The organism is Sphingomonas sp. MMS24-J13 (assembly GCF_044905095.1).
GTDB lineage: Bacteria > Pseudomonadota > Alphaproteobacteria > Sphingomonadales > Sphingomonadaceae > Sphingomonas_I.
In genome coordinates this window covers 2285552-2301667 of record NZ_CP173258.1, presented here as the reverse complement: position 1 = coordinate 2301667, position 16116 = coordinate 2285552, and the positions used below count along the sequence as shown (strand labels likewise).

Annotated in this window: 15 protein-coding genes and 1 pseudogene; 8 read left to right on the top strand and 8 right to left on the bottom strand. The window is 64.3% G+C overall.

Annotated elements, in window-relative coordinates; all coding sequences use genetic code 11:
- Window positions 1-68 precede the first annotated feature (68 nt).
- Window positions 69-1187, top strand: coding sequence for a molecular chaperone DnaJ (gene dnaJ / locus AB4Z44_RS10720; RefSeq protein ID WP_404714019.1), 1119 nt, complete (start codon window positions 69-71; stop codon window positions 1185-1187).
- Between the two features lie 54 nt (window positions 1188-1241).
- Here the strand turns inward: dnaJ and AB4Z44_RS10715 are convergent, their stop codons facing one another.
- The 3 genes from AB4Z44_RS10715 to AB4Z44_RS10705 form a co-directional block, all read right to left on the bottom strand.
- On the bottom strand, window positions 1242-1517 hold the full coding sequence (locus tag AB4Z44_RS10715; protein ID WP_404714018.1) for a hypothetical protein: 276 nt from the start codon (window positions 1515-1517) through the stop codon (window positions 1242-1244).
- Window positions 1518-1790: 273 nt separating this feature from the next.
- On the bottom strand, window positions 1791-2042 hold the full coding sequence (locus AB4Z44_RS10710; RefSeq protein WP_404714017.1) for a hypothetical protein: 252 nt from the start codon (window positions 2040-2042) through the stop codon (window positions 1791-1793).
- Window positions 2043-2118: 76 nt separating this feature from the next.
- Entirely contained in the window at window positions 2119-3588 is a 1470-nt protein-coding gene (locus AB4Z44_RS10705; protein WP_404714016.1) for an NCS1 family nucleobase:cation symporter-1, read from the bottom strand.
- A gap of 105 nt (window positions 3589-3693) precedes the next feature.
- Here AB4Z44_RS10705 and AB4Z44_RS10700 point away from each other — a divergent pair, with 105 nt between their 5' ends.
- The 3 genes from AB4Z44_RS10700 (at window position 3694) to AB4Z44_RS10690 (ending at window position 6217) form a co-directional block, all read left to right on the top strand.
- The gene (locus tag AB4Z44_RS10700) at window positions 3694-4530 is read left to right on the top strand and encodes an SDR family oxidoreductase (RefSeq protein ID WP_404714015.1); all 837 of its coding nucleotides are present in this window, start codon (window positions 3694-3696) and stop codon (window positions 4528-4530) included.
- A gap of 11 nt (window positions 4531-4541) precedes the next feature.
- Window positions 4542-5285 (top strand): SDR family NAD(P)-dependent oxidoreductase, encoded by a 744-nt coding sequence (locus tag AB4Z44_RS10695; RefSeq protein ID WP_404714014.1) that lies wholly within the window; start codon window positions 4542-4544, stop codon window positions 5283-5285.
- Between the two features lie 269 nt (window positions 5286-5554).
- Window positions 5555-6217: a CAP domain-containing protein gene (locus tag AB4Z44_RS10690; protein ID WP_404714013.1), complete on the top strand. Its 663-nt coding sequence runs from the start codon at window positions 5555-5557 to the stop codon at window positions 6215-6217.
- Between the two features lie 73 nt (window positions 6218-6290).
- Here the strand turns inward: AB4Z44_RS10690 and AB4Z44_RS10685 are convergent, their stop codons facing one another.
- The 4 genes from AB4Z44_RS10685 to ubiE form a co-directional block, all read right to left on the bottom strand.
- Window positions 6291-6719 (bottom strand): c-type cytochrome, encoded by a 429-nt coding sequence (locus AB4Z44_RS10685; RefSeq protein WP_404714012.1) that lies wholly within the window; start codon window positions 6717-6719, stop codon window positions 6291-6293.
- Window positions 6716-7963 (bottom strand): FAD-dependent oxidoreductase, encoded by a 1248-nt coding sequence (locus AB4Z44_RS10680; RefSeq protein ID WP_404714011.1) that lies wholly within the window; start codon window positions 7961-7963, stop codon window positions 6716-6718. The genes AB4Z44_RS10685 and AB4Z44_RS10680 overlap by 4 nt, the downstream gene beginning before the upstream one ends.
- Window positions 7964-8060: 97 nt before the next feature.
- A complete protein-coding gene (gene ubiB, locus AB4Z44_RS10675; protein WP_404714010.1) occupies window positions 8061-9590 on the bottom strand; it encodes a 2-polyprenylphenol 6-hydroxylase in 1530 nt (509 codons plus the stop codon).
- Window positions 9591-9747: 157 nt separating this feature from the next.
- Window positions 9748-10479, bottom strand: coding sequence for a bifunctional demethylmenaquinone methyltransferase/2-methoxy-6-polyprenyl-1,4-benzoquinol methylase UbiE (gene ubiE / locus AB4Z44_RS10670; protein ID WP_404714009.1), 732 nt, complete (start codon window positions 10477-10479; stop codon window positions 9748-9750).
- Between the two features lie 46 nt (window positions 10480-10525).
- Between ubiE and mutM the strand changes: the two are divergent.
- The 4 genes and pseudogenes from mutM to AB4Z44_RS10650 all read left to right on the top strand — a co-directional run bounded on the left by mutM (window position 10526) and on the right by AB4Z44_RS10650 (window position 14129).
- Window positions 10526-11342 (top strand): annotated as a pseudogene (mutM, locus tag AB4Z44_RS10665) (bifunctional DNA-formamidopyrimidine glycosylase/DNA-(apurinic or apyrimidinic site) lyase).
- Between the two features lie 119 nt (window positions 11343-11461).
- A complete protein-coding gene (rpsT, locus tag AB4Z44_RS10660) occupies window positions 11462-11725 on the top strand; it encodes a 30S ribosomal protein S20 (RefSeq protein ID WP_404714008.1) in 264 nt (87 codons plus the stop codon).
- Between the two features lie 418 nt (window positions 11726-12143).
- Window positions 12144-13544, top strand: coding sequence for a chromosomal replication initiator protein DnaA (gene dnaA / locus AB4Z44_RS10655; RefSeq protein WP_404714007.1), 1401 nt, complete (start codon window positions 12144-12146; stop codon window positions 13542-13544).
- Between the two features lie 24 nt (window positions 13545-13568).
- The gene (locus AB4Z44_RS10650) at window positions 13569-14129 is read left to right on the top strand and encodes a sugar O-acetyltransferase (protein ID WP_404714006.1); all 561 of its coding nucleotides are present in this window, start codon (window positions 13569-13571) and stop codon (window positions 14127-14129) included.
- 39 nt (window positions 14130-14168) lie between these two features.
- Here the strand turns inward: AB4Z44_RS10650 and acs are convergent, their stop codons facing one another.
- Entirely contained in the window at window positions 14169-16106 is a 1938-nt protein-coding gene (acs, locus tag AB4Z44_RS10645) for an acetate--CoA ligase (protein ID WP_404714005.1), read from the bottom strand.
- Between the last annotated feature and the right edge of the window lie 10 nt (window positions 16107-16116).

The window sequence follows — 16116 nt, the reverse complement described above, 5'->3', positions numbered from 1 at the left end:
CCGGTTCACAGCATCGAACTGGGCCCCGGTTGAAACCGGGGTAGCGATGGGAGCGGTCGGGGGACCCAATGGCTGAAGTCGATTATTACGAGTTGCTCGAAGTCGAGCGGACCGCGGACGAAAAGACGATCAAGAGTTCGTATCGTCGGCTGGCGATGCAATGCCACCCGGATCGTAATCCGGGCTGCCAGGATAGCGAAGCCAAGTTCAAGGCGATCAGCGTCGCCTATGATGTCCTGAAAGACCCTCAGAAGCGCGCGGCTTATGATCGCTATGGCCATGCCGCCTTCCAGAATGGCGGCGGTGGTAGCCAGGGCCAGGGCTTCGAAGGCTTCTCCGATATCTTCGAGAATATCTTCGGCGAGTTTATGGGCCGGGGCCAGGGTGGTGGCCGCTCGTCGGTCCAGCGCGGTGCCGATCTGCGCTATGATCTCGAGATCGGCCTCGAGGAAGCCTATCACGGCAAGACCGAGACCGTCCGGGTCGATGTCGCAGCGGTGTGCGACGTGTGCCAGGGATCGGGCGCCAAGGCCGGTACGACCGCGCGCGGCTGTCCGACCTGCCACGGGCACGGCAAGGTGCGCGCGCAGCAGGGTTTCTTCGTGGTCGAACGCACCTGCCCGTCCTGCCATGGCCGCGGCGAGGTGATCTCCGATCCGTGCCCCGGCTGTCGTGGCGAGGGCCGGGTCGAGAAATCCAAGACGCTCGAGGTCAAGATTCCGCCGGGCGTCGACGAAGGCACGCGGATCCGCATGACCGGCGAGGGCGAAGCCGGCTCGCGTGGCGGCCCGGCGGGCGATCTCTACATCTTTCTCCACGTCCGCCCGCATTCGCTGTTCCAGCGCGACGGCACGACTTTGTTCGCGCGTGCGCCGATCAGCATCACGACGGCGGCGCTTGGCGGCACGATCACCGTGCCGGGGCTCGACAAGGTCGCGCACGAAATCCGCATCCCGGCGGGCATCCAGTCGGGCAAGCAACTCCGCCAGCGCGGCGCCGGCATGCCGGTGCTCAACGGGCGCGGGCAGGGCGACATGGTCGTCCAGATCGAGGTGGAAACCCCGACGCGGTTGAGTGCGCGCCAGCGCGAATTGCTCGAGGAATTCCGCGCGACCGAGACGGGCGAGGAGTGCCCGCAATCGACCGGGTTCTTCACGCGGTTGAAGGGAATGCTGGGGGCGGATTAAGCCTCCGGCTGCTGTCTACCCGTTCTTATAAATCAGACGACCGGGATCGGGTGGTTAGCTGCCGTTGATTTGAGGGCATTGCGGCCCCCTGCCGTCGCGCCGGCAATAGAGCGGGACCTTTTCGTCCACGCGCACGCTCAGGTTCTTGAGCGGTACGGCTCCATCTGATTGCGCCTTAGGGTCGATAATTCCGATCTTTTCTTCGACTTCTGCAAATGCTGTCTCGCTGGGTGCGCTGACCTTGAGCCAGCCCCCGAACTGCACCGAATCCGTAGTGTAGGAGCAGGTGATTGCTTCTGGGTCCCGAACGCAAGACTTGTGATAGGTCACGCAAGCACCGTCCTTGCATGCTCTTCTCATTGCATCCGGGTTCAACTCACCCCGAAAACTATCCGAGTGTAGCGTCACCTGCACGCTTGCTTCGCCTACTCGCACGTCAGCGAAGCGACCAATCGAGCTTGGGGGGGTTACTTCGACATGCGTAACGTCCCCCAAACATAAGAGCGCAAGCGTTAGCAGACATTGCATTCCGTCAATCTACGGTTGCAGCCCCAGGTCTGCAATGGGGCGGAAGCTGTCGAACGGATTCACCAGTTTACCGTCTCAGTTTGTCGTCCCCATCACGCAGCCCCACTGAAACAGCAGGGTCGGCTGCGGACACGCATCGGCATCCGCCGGGTGGTGCATGGCGGCCCAGCGCACGCCATCGTCAATCAGGCTGGTATTGACCGCGACATCGTCTGCCGCCGGGAAGTGTCGCACCTGCATCGCCTCGACGGTGGTCTCTCCCAAGAAAAGACCGACGACAATACTCAGCAACCCCGCGATCAACGCAGGTTTGAGGATCCCGGCCATAAGGTTTTCCCTGTTCGCGCGCTGTTTCGCAGGACGCGATGGCAAAGCGTTCGGGGATTAGGTCCGGTTCCGTCCCTTACGCGGGCTCAACGATCGGGGCAGGGGCAGGTGATCGCAGCATCAGCAGACGGTAGCTTACCAGAGCCAGCAAAAGCCCGACGAACCAGGCGTAGGAATAGATCGTCGTCCATGGGGCGCCGATCCAGCCGAATGTGCCGGGCGCGGCTGCATGGAGGAAGCCCGGAAGATTGGGGAGCACGCCGATCGCGAAGGCCAGCACCGCCGCGACGTTCCATCCGCCGGCATAGGTATAGCGGCCATGGCTGCGGTAGAGCGCAACGACGTCGAGCTTCGTGCCGCGTACCAGCCAGTAATCCGCGATCAATATGCCCGCAATCGGCCCGAGCAGGGCCGAATAGCCGGTCAGCCAGGTGAAGATGTAGCCGCCGGTAGTCGCGAGCAATTTCCACGGCATGATCAGCACGCCGATCCCCGCCGTGATCATGCCGCCGGTGCGGTAGGAAATCCGCGCCGGCCAGAGCGACGAGAAATCATAGGCGGCGCACACCAGATTGGCGGCGATGTTGCACGATATCGTGTCGATGCTGATCACCAGCAGCCCGATCAGCACGAACGGGCCGGACAAGGTGCCGGCGAGCGCGACCGGATCCCAGATCGCCTTGCCGTAGATTACGACCGTCGCCGATGTCGTGATCACGCTCGCCAGCGCGATCAGCCCCATCGTCGGTGGCAGACCGATCGCCTGGCCGATGATCTGATCGCGTTGCGCACGGGCGAATCGGGTGAAATCGGGGATGTTGAGCGCGAGCGTGCCCCAGAAGCCGACCATCGCGGTCAGTGCCGGCCAGAAGGTCGGCCAGAATTGCCCGGCTTTGGCGCCCCCCGGCGCGAACGCCGAGGGCGATGCGAAGATCGGCCCGACCCCGCCCGCGCGATCGAGCGCCCACCAGACCAGCGCCCCGCACACCGCGATCTTGATCGGCGCGGTCCAGGTTTCGAGCTTGCGGACGATCGTCAGCCCCTTTTGCAGGAACAGGATCTGGAACGCCCAGAAAGCGGCGAAGGCGAGCAACTGGCCGATGCCGATATCCAGGAAAGGCAGTGGCGCACCCGACAGATTGTACCCCGCCATTACACCGAGCAGGGTCAGCAGGGCTTCGCCTCCGATCCAGGTCTGGATGCCATACCAGCCGCATGCGACCAAGGCGCGGGCGATCGCCGGCAGCCGCGCCCCGCTGGTTCCGAAGGCGGCGCGGGCGAGCACCGCATAAGGCACGCCGTGGCGCGCGCCGGCATGGCCGATCAGCAGCATCGGGATCAGCACGACGACATTGCCCGCCAATACGGTCAACGCTGCCTGACCCGCTGACATCCCCTGCTCGATCAGCCCCGAGGCGAGCAGCCAGCTCGGCACCTGGACGATCATGCCGACCCACAAGGCTGCGAAATGATACCAGCGCCAAGTGCGCTGCGCCGGGCCGGTCGGCGCCAGATCCGGATTCCAGAGCGAAGCTTCACCGTCCATCGCGACCCCCACAGCCTGGGCATGAGTGTCGCGGCAAGGCGCGCCACTTGCAAGGCTGGATGCGGGCCGCCATCGCTCACGCCAGATAAGAAGAGGAGAGCGGGAATGGCCGATCATATCGCGGGCAAGACGATCGTCATCACGGGTGCGGGCAGCGGCTTCGGCCGGCTGGTCGCCGAAGGCACAGCCGCGCGCGGCGCGAAAGTGGTTTGCGGCGATATCAATCTCGAAGCGATCGAAACTGTGGTGGAAGGCATCCGAGCTGCGGGCGGCGAGGCATCGGCGGTTCGAGCCGACGTCACGAAGCTCGGCGATGTTCGCGCGCTCGTTCAGGCCGCGCTCGATGGGCATGGCGCGATCGACGTGATGATCAATAATGCCGGCACGATGCCGCTCGCCTTCATCGCCGATCACGAGGCGGCGTACGAGGCGTGGGATCGCTGCATCGACATCAATTTCAAAGGCGTGCTGAACGGTATCGTCGCCGCGTTCGATCCGATGATGGCGCAGGGGCGCGGCCACGTGATCAACCTCTCGTCGATCTACGGCAATCATCCGGTGGTCGGCGCGGCGGTCTATGGTGCGACCAAATCGGCGGTGAACTTCATGTCCGAATCGCTGCGGGTCGAGGGGCGCGGCAAGATCAAGGTGACGGTGATCAAGCCGACCGGCGTGCCAGTGACCGGCCTTGGCGCGACGGTGGTCAATCGTGACGCCGGTATAGGCATCCTCGGCCAGAATATGAGTATCTTCACCGACATGGTGATGCAGATGCAGACGGGCATGTTCCCGGCCGAGCGGCTTGACCCGGCCAATGTCGATTACGCCTCGCTCGCGCCGCAATATATCGCCGAGGCGATCATCCACGCGATCGACCAACCTTGGGGCGTATCGATCGCCGACGTCACGGTGCGCGCGGCGGGCGACCACTTCATCATCTAGAAGGAGCAGACGTGACCCGGGCCTTTACGGGAAAGGTAGCGCTTGTGATCGGTGGCACGCGCGGCATCGGCGCGGCGATCAGCCGGCAGCTGGCGGCCGATGGTGCGGCGGTGGCGATGATCCATCGCAGCCGCTCCGGCGAAGCCGATGCCCTGCTCGCCGAGTTGCAAGCGACGGGCGCGGACGCGCTGACGATCGCGGCGGACGTCGGCGATCCGGTGGCGCTGAACGACGCCATCGACACCGTTATCGCCCGGTTCGGGCGGCTCGATATTCTGATCAACAATGCCGGGCTGGCGATTACCGGCCCGCTGGCGGATTATCCCCCCGATGCCTTCGATCGGGTGTTCGCGGTCAATGTCCGGGCACCCTTCCTCGCCGCGCAAAAAGCGGCCGGTGTGATGACCCAAGGCGGCCGCATCATCACGATCGGCAGCATCGTGGCGGATCGCATGCCGGGTGCTGGCGGTACGCTCTATGCGGCGAGCAAGGCCGCGCTGGCCGGGATGACGCGCGGGCTGGCGCGCGATCTCGGGGATCGCGGCATTACGGCCAACCTCGTCCAGCCGGGCCCGATCGATACCGAGCGCAATCCCGCCGATGGCCCCAATGCGGAGGCCAATCGCTCGCCACTCGCAATCCGGCGGCACGGGAGCGCAGAGGAGGTTGCGGTGCTGGTCGCCTATCTCGCGTCTGGATCGGCGGGGTTTGTGACGGGAGCAGTTTATAACATTGACGGCGGATGGAGCGCCTAGAAGGAGCGCAATCAAGTATAATACTATAGATGCAGCTGCGGGTGTTAAATGGCGAGCGGGAACGATCTTCGATGGGTAATGTTCCCGACCAATCATGCGGATTGTTTCGACCCGGTCGAATAATCAGGAGAGAGATCGTGGTGGTGTATAATCGACTATAGTTGTCGTTGATTGTTTGGATAATGGGTTGTTTACCTTAGCTATGCGCGCTTCCTTAGGTGCGCAGGGAGCACACCGATGCCGACGATCAACAGGCGGCATGGTGTTTTATGCGTACAGGTTTATGGCAGGTGGCTGCGGCAGCTTTCGCCCTGATCGCGACCCCCTCGATCGCATCGGCGCAGCAGCCGATCGACGAACTGCAACTGCTGATGGAACTCAACTCGGCGCGCGCCGATCCGGCCGGCTATATGACAGGTCTGCGCGAGTATCGCGGCTTCTTCCACGCCAATCTGCTACGCTATCCGGGGTCGACCGCCGACATCGCCACCGAAGAAGGCGTCAAGGTGGTCGACGAGACGATCGCGTACCTCGGCAAGCAGGCGCCGCTTTCGCAGGTCCAGCCTTCCTTGCTCCTGCAGGCGGCGGCCGCCGATCACCTCGCCGATCAATCGCGCACCGGGCAGATCGGGCATGTCGGCAGCGACGGGTCGTCGCCACGCGTACGGGTCCAGCGGCGCGGTGGTGGCATCTATGTCGCCGAGATCATCGCCTACGGTTCGGTCGATGCGGCCGACGCGATGCGCCAATTGGTGGTCGACGACGGCGTCGCCGATCGCGGCCATCGCCAGATCATCTATAGCGGCGAACTGCGCTACGCTGGCGTCGCCTGCGGCCCGCACCCCGTTTTCCGGACGATGTGCGTGATCGATCTGGGGATGACGGCCGATGGCCGCGCGCCCGGCGAGCGGCTGCGCTATACCTCGCGATAATCGCCGAGCCCGCTCCTCTTCTTCGTCAGGGACGGGTGGATGATGCGAGCGACCGTGGCTAACCGGCTCTGACTTAATGCTTCACCGGCTCGAACGCGATCGCCTTGAGCGCTGCGGCATCCGTTGACAGGGGCTTCGTACCGGCTGGCATGCCATTTGCCTGAAGCAGATAGGCCACGATCTTCGCGTTGTCGTCCGGGCTGAGCGAACCAGGCGCCATTTGCGGCATGGCGTTGCTCACATAATCGAACAGGGCGCCGACCGATCCGTTCGACCAGCGCGCGACGAACAGCCCCGTCAACGGCGGCACTTCGAACGTGCCGGCCAAGCTCTCGCCATGGCACATCGCGCAGGCGCCTTTGTACAGGGTAGCGCCCTCCGTTGCCTGCGCGGCGGTGTAAGCGCCGCGCGCGGTGCTGGCGCCCGGCTGCTCGCCATCGGCCGCACCGAGTGAGGCGATCAGCGCCAGCGCCGGCACGGTAAGCATCCGCAGCCGCATCATGCGCGCGCTCCCCGCAGGCGATCGAAGATCGGAGCGATGATCTTCACCCCTTCCTCGATCGGGACGCGATCGGGCAATTCCAGGCTGTTGCCGACGCCCTCCATATCGCCCAGCGTGCTGGATGTGTGCATCATCATCACCCCGTCACTCTTCGACAGCACCGAGACGCCGGCATAATAAAGCCCGTATTTGGCCTCGGGCTGGGGCACGAGCCAGCCGGTCTGGCCGCGCACGGGGATGATCGTCTTGTCGCGCCATAGATCGCGCCCGGCATAACCGGGGCAGTTGATCACCACCTTCTCCCTGAGCGTCGCGACATCGGCCGGCGAATGGAAATCGCGCATCTCGAACCGGCCGCCCTGCTGGAAGAATTCGCTCATCAGCAGATGGCCGTAGCTGCCGAAGTTGAAGTGCATCATCGAGGTGCGGCGCACATGCGCGACGCCGAACGGATTCTCCTCGGCACTGACCGTTTCCGACTGCGGGACGATATCGCGGATGCGGTCCGAATAATGGCCGAACTCCCCTTTTTGCTGCGGCATGCCGGTGGTGGCGAAGCTGCCTCGCGCCGTGGCATCGGGCACGCGGCCCTCGCCTTCGGATCTGATCGGGCCGTCGGAAAGGCCATATTGATCGCTAAACTCGACCGGCCGTTCGGGCAGGCCGAGATAGGTGCGGAAATTCTTCCACGAGATGCGCGCCATCTGCTCCCACAGATCGCCGAATGCAGCGCCAGCGGGTTCGGTCAGCGAAATGCGCGAATCAGGAGTCCAGGAGCCGTTTGCGCGGAACGAGCGCGTGCGCGGCAGTTGGTCGCGCGCATAAATCGTTACCTTGGCGCCGGCGCGCTGGGCGACGACCGCAGCGGTCAGCCCGATGATGCCGCAGCCGATCACCGCGATTTCCTTCGGCAGGACGGTCATCGCCTTGCCGACCACGATCTCGGCCGATCCCCACGAGAGCGACCAGCCGCTGCCGCCATGGCCGTAATTGTGGATCACCAGCGTATCGCCGATCTGCTCAGCATCGAGCCGCGGCCCTTGCGGGCGGAACGGGCGGATACAGCATTTGACGTCGATGATCTCATCGACGCTCATGCGCATCGGCACGAGCGAGACCCCGCGCGGCGGTACGGTTGCCGCGCTCTTCACCGAAGGTGCGCAGCCTTGCAGCCCCGCCAGTCCCCCGACTGCCAGCGATCCTTTGAGCAGATCCCTGCGACCCCACGCCCCGTCTCGATTCATCGATTGCCCCTGTTGCGATGCAGCATAGTTGTTGCTGCGCTGCTCGAACGCAATCGATTATTTCAGGTGTGCGAAGATCCTGGTTATGCCGGGAGCCCTATAGGAAGTGCACCGCTCCGGCCCCCACGGCAGCGGCCAGCAGCGCCACAAGCGCATAACGCCACCCGCCGCCGATCCGCACCACCTGCACTTCACGCAGCGGCGGTGGCGGTGGCGCCGCACCCGGTACCGGGTAGCTTGCCTCGATGCGGCGCAGCAGATCGGGCAGGCGCAGCAATGTCTTCACATCTTCGTGGATGCGATCGGCCAGCCACGCTTCGGGGCCCAATTCCCCGCGCAGCCATTCTTTCACGAACGGGCCCGACACCTCCCACATGTTGATATCGGGATCGAGCATCGAGGCGACCCCCTCGACCATTACCATGGTCTTCTGGAGCAGCAGCAGGTGCGGCTGGGTTGCCATGTCGAAATCGCGGGTGATCGCGAACAGGCCGTCGAGCATCTGGCCGATCGAGACATCCTTGACCGGCAGGCCCCTGATCGGCTCGCCGACCGCGCGCAGGGCCGTGGTGAACTCGGCGATATTGTGATGGGCAGGCACATAGCCCGCCTCGAAATGGATCTCCGCGACGCGGGCATAATTGCCGGTGATCAGGCCGTGGAGGATTTCGGCCAACCACAAGCGCGCCTGGCGATTGATGCGGCCCATGATGCCGAAATCGATCGCGGCGATACGCCCGTCGGGCAGCGCGAACAGATTGCCCTGATGAAGATCCGCGTGGAAGAAACCGTCCGAAATCGCCTGGCGTAGGAAGGCACGCACCAGCGACGAGGCCAGTTCGTGCGTGTCGTGCCCGGCATCGATCAGGGCCTGTCGGTTGGAAAGCTTGATGCCGTCGACCCATTCGAGCGTCAGCACGCGGCGTGTGGTGCGGCTCCAGTCGATTCCCGGCAGCGTAAAGCCGGGCTCGGCCAGCATATTCTCGGCAAGCTCGGAGGCCGAGGCCGCCTCGCGCCTGAGATCGAGCTCGCGCATCGTCCATTGGCGGAAATGGGCGATGACAAGGCGCGGGCGCAAGCGCGCGAGTTCGCCGCCCATCGCCTCGACCTGCGCTGCCGCCCATTCGTAGGTTTCGATCGCGCGGGCGAGATCTTCCTCGATCCCGGGGCGGAGCGTCTTGACCGCGACGGTGCGGCCATCGGTGGTGATCGCGCGATGGACCTGGGCGATCGAGGCGGCGCCGATCGGCACGGGATCGAACTCGGCGAACAATGCCTCGATCGGCTTTTCGAGGCTGCGTTCGATCGCTGCCTTGATCTGCTCGAACGGGGCAGGGGGGACGGCGTCCTGCAACCGCGCGAGATCGGCGGCCGCCGCCTCGCCGACCAGGTCGGGTCGGGTCGACAACGCCTGGCCGAGCTTGATCGCGGCCGGGCCGATCGCCTGGAAGGCGTCGGCATAGCGCGGTGTTTCGGGGACGCGCGCGCCGAAGCGGGCGAGCTTGACCAGCCGGCGGACGGGCGCAGGCGTGTTCGGATCGCGCTCGATTCCGCGCAGCGCGCCGTGGCGTGCGAGGATGCGGCCCCAGCGCAGCAGGCGGAGCGTATGGGTGAGGGAGGAGGTCACCTGAAAAATCCTCCCCTGCAAAGCAGTGGAGGGGGACCAGCCGCAGGCTGGTGGAGGGGCCGCCGTCGCAGACGGCGGTTAAACCGCCGCCCCTCCACCATCGCTATCGCGATGGCCCCCCTCCCCGGCGAAGCCAGGGAGGAATTCCCGTTCCGCATCAAATCTTCCAGCCCGAATGGATCGCAACCAGCCCGCCGAGGATCGGCTCGGCCTTGGCCTGCACGAACCCGGCCTTTGCGATCATCCCCTTGAATGTTTCCATATCGGGAAAGCGGCGGATCGATTCGATCAAATAGCGATAGCTCTCTTCATCCTGCGCGATCGCCTTGCCGAGCTTGGGTACGATCTTGTGCGAGTAGAAATCGTAGACGTCGGCAAATCCCGGCCAGAGCGTCGTCGAGAATTCGAGGCAGAAGAAGCGCCCGCCGCGCTTCAGCACGCGATGCGCCTCGCCCAGTGCCTGCTGGATGTGGGTCACGTTGCGGATGCCGAACGCGATCGTCACCGCGTCGAATTGCGAATCGCTGAAGCTCAGCGTTTCAGCATTCTCGACGCCCCACTCGAGCCCCTCGATACCCTTCTTAACCGCGCGTTCGCGGCCGACGTCCAGCATCGCCGGATTGATATCGGTGACGGTCACATGCGCGCCATGTTTTGCCATGCGGAAAGCGATGTCGCCCGTGCCGCCGGCCAGATCGAGGATGCGCTCGCCTTCGCGCGGCTTGATCCGCGCGACGAAACGGTCCTTCCACAGTCGGTGCATTCCACCCGACATGGCGTCGTTCATGATGTCGTAGCGCCTGGCCACGCGCGCGAAGACCTCACCCACCTTGGCGGTCTTTTCCGCAGGGGTGACGTCGGTATAGCCAAAGGAGACGGTGTCGCTCATGCGAGGCCCATAGCGGGGCTGCCGCTTATGGGCTAGCGGGCGGGAAATGCCCGAGCTTCCCGAAGTCGAGACCACCGTCCGCGGCCTGCGCCCCGTGCTCGAGGGCCGGCGGCTGACGCGAGTTCGAGCCACGCCGCGCCGATCTGCGCCGCGCCATCCCACCCGATCTGCGCCAGCGGCTGACGGGGGCGGTCGTGATCGGACTCGGCCGACGGGCAAAATATGGCCTGATCGACACCGATCGTGGCGATACGCTGATCTTCCACCTCGGCATGTCAGGACGCTGGCGAGTCGATCCCGAGGAGATCGGCAAGCACGACCATCTCGTGATCGAAACCGATGAGGGACGCAGCCTGTCGCTGTGTGATCCCCGGCGCTTCGGCTCGCTCGATCTCGTGCAGACTGCCGATCTCGGCGATTTTCCGGCTTTCATGGCGCTTGGCCCGGAACCCTTGGGGGACGAACTGACGCCGGCGTTCCTGGCCGATCGGCTGGAAGGTCGAATCGCTCCGGTCAAATTGCTGCTGCTCGATCAAAGGATCGTGGCAGGACTCGGCAACATCTATGTGTGCGAGGCGCTCAACATGGCGCGGATCAATCCGCGCAAGCCAGGCGGCGCGATCGCCCGCGCCGCGTTCGGCCGGCTGGTCGACGCGATCCACGAGGTGCTGGAGGCGGCGATCGAGGCGGGGGGATCGTCCTTGCGCGACTATGCCCGTCCTGACGGCCAGCTCGGTTACTTCTCCAAGCAGTTCCGCGTCTATGGGCGCGAAGGTGACAAATGCCCGTATGACGGGGGTATCATCCAGCGTCAGGTCGATGGCGGCCGGTCGACCTTCTGGTGCCCGAAATGCCAGAATTGACGTTGGGTCTGGCCCGATGGCCGAGGTTGACGAAAGCCGTCACCTTCTATAGTGGCAGGGTTTCACGGCGCGGGCCTGCCCGACGCCGCAAATCCATTTATACTTGAGGTTAGTAGAGCATGGCGAACACGCCGCAAGCCAAGAAGCGCATCCGTCGCAACGATCGCCGTGCCGACATCAACGGCGCGCGTGTCAGCCGCATCCGTACCTTCCTCAAGAAGGTCGAAGGCGCGCTGACCGAGGGCAACAAGGATGCTGCCGCAGCAGCGCTGACGGCCGCTCAGCCCGAGCTGATGCGCGGTGTTTCGAAGGGCGTGTTTCACAAGAATACCGCGTCGCGGAAGCTGGCTCGTCTCACCAAGCGAGTCGCTGCGCTGGGTTGATTAACCGCAGTTAACACTTGAATTCGGACCCGTCGGGAGCAATTCCGGCGGGTTTTTGATTATGATCATGTTTTGCGCGCATCGCGCGGATTTCGCTTGATTCTTGGTTCTGTCACATTGGTGATATTGTTAATAATCATTACTATTCAGTGACTTGGTGGAAAATCGCGGTTTTCCGCGCCGCGCGGCCTGTCAACCCGCATTATTTCAAAAGCGTGACGATTAGACCGCTTGAAACCGGTCGCGCGATCTCCCTAAAGTCGTGCCGTTCCGCCGATGATTCTCGGCTGGGGCCATCACCGAACGTTGCTTGAAAGCGCGTGCGAATGACATCGTGCGCGGGGGTGAAGCGTGTCTTGAGCGGGCGTGGGGGCGCGGCGTGCTTCCGCGATGAGGAGAGTTGTGTGTGCAGCAGGCAATGAAAATCAGCGCGGCAAGCGCGGGGGACCACCACACACCGACGGAAGCCGCCTGGGAAGCGATTCGCCTGAGCCTGCGCCGCAGTTGCGGTGACCGCATATTCGACGGCTGGCTGAAGCCGCTCGCGCTCGGCGAGTGCGATCTCGATTCGGGCGAAGTGCGCCTGACCGCACCGTCGGCTTTCATGGCCGAATGGGTTGAGAATGACTTCGCCGAACAGATTACGGCCGCCTGGCGCGCGATGCTGCCGCATGTCGCACGCGTATCGATCGTCGCAGGCGCCGAAGCGCCCCAGCGGGCGACGTTCGCGGTATCCGCCGAACCTGCGCCGGCTGCCGAGCCGCAGCCTGATGCCGAAGCCAGCATTCCGGCCGGATCGAGCCAGCTCGATCCGCGCTACACGTTCGACAGTTTCGTCGTCGGCAAGGCGAACGAGCTTGCCTATAATGCCGCGCGTACGTTGGCCGAAGGCGGCAAGCTCGGCTTCAACCCGCTGTTCCTCCATGCCGGCGTCGGTCTCGGGAAGACTCACCTGATGCACGCCATCGGGCACGAATATCGGGCGCGCCATCCGCACGCCCGCATCCTCTACATGACGTCCGAAAAGTTCATGTTCGAATTCGTGGCGGCGATGCGCGCCAAGGACACGCACAGCTTCAAGCAGCGGCTGCGCAATGCCGACGTGCTGCTGATCGACGATGTCCAGTTCATCGCCGGCAAGGATTCCACCCAGGAGGAATTCTTCCACACGATGAACGAGCTGATTTCGGCCGGGCGCCGGCTCGTGATCAGCGCCGATCGCTCGCCTCAGACGCTCGAGGGGATCGAGGCGCGCATCCAGTCACGGCTCTCGTGGGGGCTGGTGGCGGATATCAATTCCGCCGATTTCGAGCTGCGCTACAACATCATCGTCAAGAAACTCGAGGGCCTGCCCAAGGGGACGGTGCCCGACGATGTCGCGCTGTTTCTCGCCAAGCGCATCAGCGCGTCGGTGCGGGAGCTGGAAGGTGCGCTCAATCGTGTGATCGCGTTCGCGACCCTGCATAATCGCCCGATCGACCTCGATTTCGCGCAGGAGCATCTTGCCGATCAGTTGCGCGCTAGCCAGCGCCGCGTCTCGATCGACGAGATCCAGCGCAAGGTGTGCGATCATTATCGCATCCGCCAGTCGGAGATGGGGTCGGCTCGGCGCGCGCGCGAAGTGGCGCGGCCGCGGCAGGTGGCGATGTACCTCGCTAAGCAGCTCACCCAGCGCTCGCTGCCCGAAATCGGCCGCCGTTTCGGCGGGCGCGACCACACGACCGTGATCCACGCGGTCAAGACGATCGAGGCTCTGCGCGCGCGTGATGCCGAACTGGATGCGGATGTACGGCTGCTGCTGCGGCAGCTGGAGGGGTAAAGGTTCCGTCAAGGGGACCGGCGTATGTCCAGAGACAATAACGCCCTGATCGTCCCCGGCAGAACCCCTGAATCGGCCGCCATGGTCGCCGCCGTTCGGCGCGCCATGGCGATCACGCCGATCCTCAATCGCCTGACCATCGACGATGCCGATCAGGTCCGCGCGATCTTCAGCACTCTGATCGGCGTGAAGGTGGACGACGGCTTCTCGCTGATACCGCCTTTCTACACGACCGGCGGCATGGACATCCGCATCGGGCGCAATGTCTTCATCAACCAGAATTGCACGATGTACGATCTCGGCGGGATCGAGATCGGCGACGATGTGATGATCGGCCCGAATGTGAGTTTGCTCACCTCGAGCCATCTGATCGAACCGTCGCGGCGCCGCGATCATGTGATCGCCCGGCCGATCGTGATCGGGCGTAATGTCTGGATTGCCGCTGGAGTGAGCGTGATCGGCGGGGTCACGATCGGGGAGAATTCGGTTGTGGCGGCGGGCTCGGTCGTAACCCGGGATGTGCCCGCGAATGTCCTCGCCGGGGGCAATCCGGCGCGGATCATACGGAAGATTGGAGAGGAATAGTCACCCGTCGTTCCCGCCTTCGGGAAATGACGGACTCCTTTAACCCCTACGGTTTGCGATCAGATCGTCGACGACACTCGGATCGGCCAATGTGCTCGTATCGCCGAGGCTCGACACATCGCCCTCGGCAACCTTGCGCAGGATCCGCCGCATGATCTTGCCCGAGCGCGTCTTGGGCAGCCCCGGGGCGAACTGGATCGCGTCGGGTGTCGCAATCGGCCCGATTTCGGTGCGAACCCATGCGGTAAGCTCCTTCCGCAGCGCATCGCTCGCTTCCTCGCCCGCCTTCAGGGTGACATACGCATAGATGCCCTGGCCCTTGATGTCGTGCGGGAAGCCGACCACGGCTGCCTCGGCCACCTTGGCGTGGAGCACCAAGGCGCTTTCCACCTCGGCGGTGCCCATGCGATGGCCCGAGACGTTGATGACGTCGTCGACCCGGCCGGTGATCCACCAATAGCCGTCGGCGTCCCGGCGCGCGCCGTCGCCGGTCGTGTAATGGCCGGCGAAAGTCGAGAAATAGGTTTGGAAGAAGCGTTGGGAATCGCCCCACACGCCGCGCATCTGGCCGGGCCAGCTGCGTGAAATCACCAGATTGCCCTCGGCCGCGCCCTCCAGCGTCTTGCCCTCGCCATCGAGCAGATGCGGCTCGACCCCGAAAAAGGGCAGGGTCGCGGAGCCGGGCTTGAGATCGGTGGCGCCCGGCAAAGGCGTTATCATGTGACCGCCGGTCTCGGTCTGCCACCAAGTGTCGACGATCGGGCAGCGGCCATTGCCCACCACCTCGTGATACCAGCGCCACGCCTCGGGATTGATCGGCTCGCCGACCGAGCCGAGTAGTTTCAGGCTCGCGCGGCTCGTCCTGGTCACGAAATCGTCGCCCTCGCGCATCAGCGCGCGCAAGGCGGTCGGGGCGGTGTAGAGGATCTCGACCTTATGGCGATCCACCACCTGCCAGATGCGGCTGGCGTCGGGCCAGTTGGGCACGCCCTCGAACATCAAAGTCGTACCGCCATTCGCCAGCGGACCGTAGACGATATAGGAGTGGCCGGTGACCCAACCGATATCGGCCGCGCACCAATAGATCTGGCCGGGGTGATAATCGAACACGGTGGCATGGGTCAGGCTCGCCCAAAGCAGGTAGCCGCCGCTGGTGTGCACCACCCCCTTGGGCTTGCCGGTCGAACCCGAGGTGTAGAGGATGAAGAGCGGGTCCTCGGCACCGACCGGCTCCGGCGCGCAATCCGCCGAGACCTCCGCCAGCGCGTCCGCATACCAGATATCACGGCCCGGCTGCATCTCGATCGCGCCGCCGGTGGCGCGCACGACGATGACCTTCTCGATCGTGCAGCGCTCGGCTGCAGCATCGACATTCTTCTTGAGCGGGACCGCCTTGCCGCCGCGCCGGCCCTCATCGGCGGTGATGACGATGGTCGATCCGCAATCCTCAATTCGGCCGGCAAGCGCGTCGGGCGAGAAGCCGCCGAACACGACCGAATGGATCGCACCGATCCGCGCGCAGGCGAGCAGGGCCACCGCCGCTTCGGGTATCATCGGCATGTAGACCGTAACCCGGTCGCCCTTGCTGACACCCTCGGCCTTCAGCACATTGGCGAAGCGGCAGACTTCTTCGTACAACTGGCGGTAGGTGATGTGGCGCGGCTCTTCGCTCGGGACATCGGGCTCCCAGATGATTGCCACCCGCTCGCCATGCTCGGCGAGATGGCGATCGAGGCAATTGGCCGCGATGTTGAGAACGCCGTCGGCGAACCAACGCACCTGAAAGCCTTCCTCGGCGAACTCGCTCTCATCCGCTTTGGTTGGCGGCGTGATCCAGTCTAGCCGCTGCGCCTGCTCGAGCCAGAAGGCCTCGGGCTCGTTCAGCGAGCGCGCGTACAGTTCGGCATATTTCAACTTGTCGATCTTCGCCCGAGCCGCCCATGCGTCGGGTACCGGATAGACGTCTTGATCGGCCATCTTGCTTCCT

Bases quoted from the DNA above. Each gene is read 5' to 3' on its own strand.
- dnaJ (WP_404714019.1), top strand. From the start codon at position 69: ATGGCTGAAGTCGATTATTACGAGTTGCTCGAAGTCGAGCGGACCGCG.
- AB4Z44_RS10710 (WP_404714017.1), bottom strand. From the start codon at position 2,042: ATGGCCGGGATCCTCAAACCTGCGTTGATCGCGGGGTTGCTGAGTATT.
- AB4Z44_RS10705 (WP_404714016.1), bottom strand. From the start codon at position 3,588: ATGGACGGTGAAGCTTCGCTCTGGAATCCGGATCTGGCGCCGACCGGC.
- AB4Z44_RS10700 (WP_404714015.1), top strand. From the start codon at position 3,694: ATGGCCGATCATATCGCGGGCAAGACGATCGTCATCACGGGTGCGGGC.
- AB4Z44_RS10690 (WP_404714013.1), top strand. From the start codon at position 5,555: ATGCGTACAGGTTTATGGCAGGTGGCTGCGGCAGCTTTCGCCCTGATC.
- AB4Z44_RS10685 (WP_404714012.1), bottom strand. From the start codon at position 6,719: ATGATGCGGCTGCGGATGCTTACCGTGCCGGCGCTGGCGCTGATCGCC.
- AB4Z44_RS10680 (WP_404714011.1), bottom strand. From the start codon at position 7,963: ATGAATCGAGACGGGGCGTGGGGTCGCAGGGATCTGCTCAAAGGATCG.
- ubiE (WP_404714009.1), bottom strand. From the start codon at position 10,479: ATGAGCGACACCGTCTCCTTTGGCTATACCGACGTCACCCCTGCGGAA.
- rpsT (WP_404714008.1), top strand. From the start codon at position 11,462: ATGGCGAACACGCCGCAAGCCAAGAAGCGCATCCGTCGCAACGATCGC.
- dnaA (WP_404714007.1), top strand. From the start codon at position 12,144: ATGAAAATCAGCGCGGCAAGCGCGGGGGACCACCACACACCGACGGAA.
- AB4Z44_RS10650 (WP_404714006.1), top strand. From the start codon at position 13,569: ATGTCCAGAGACAATAACGCCCTGATCGTCCCCGGCAGAACCCCTGAA.
- acs (WP_404714005.1), bottom strand. From the start codon at position 16,106: ATGGCCGATCAAGACGTCTATCCGGTACCCGACGCATGGGCGGCTCGG.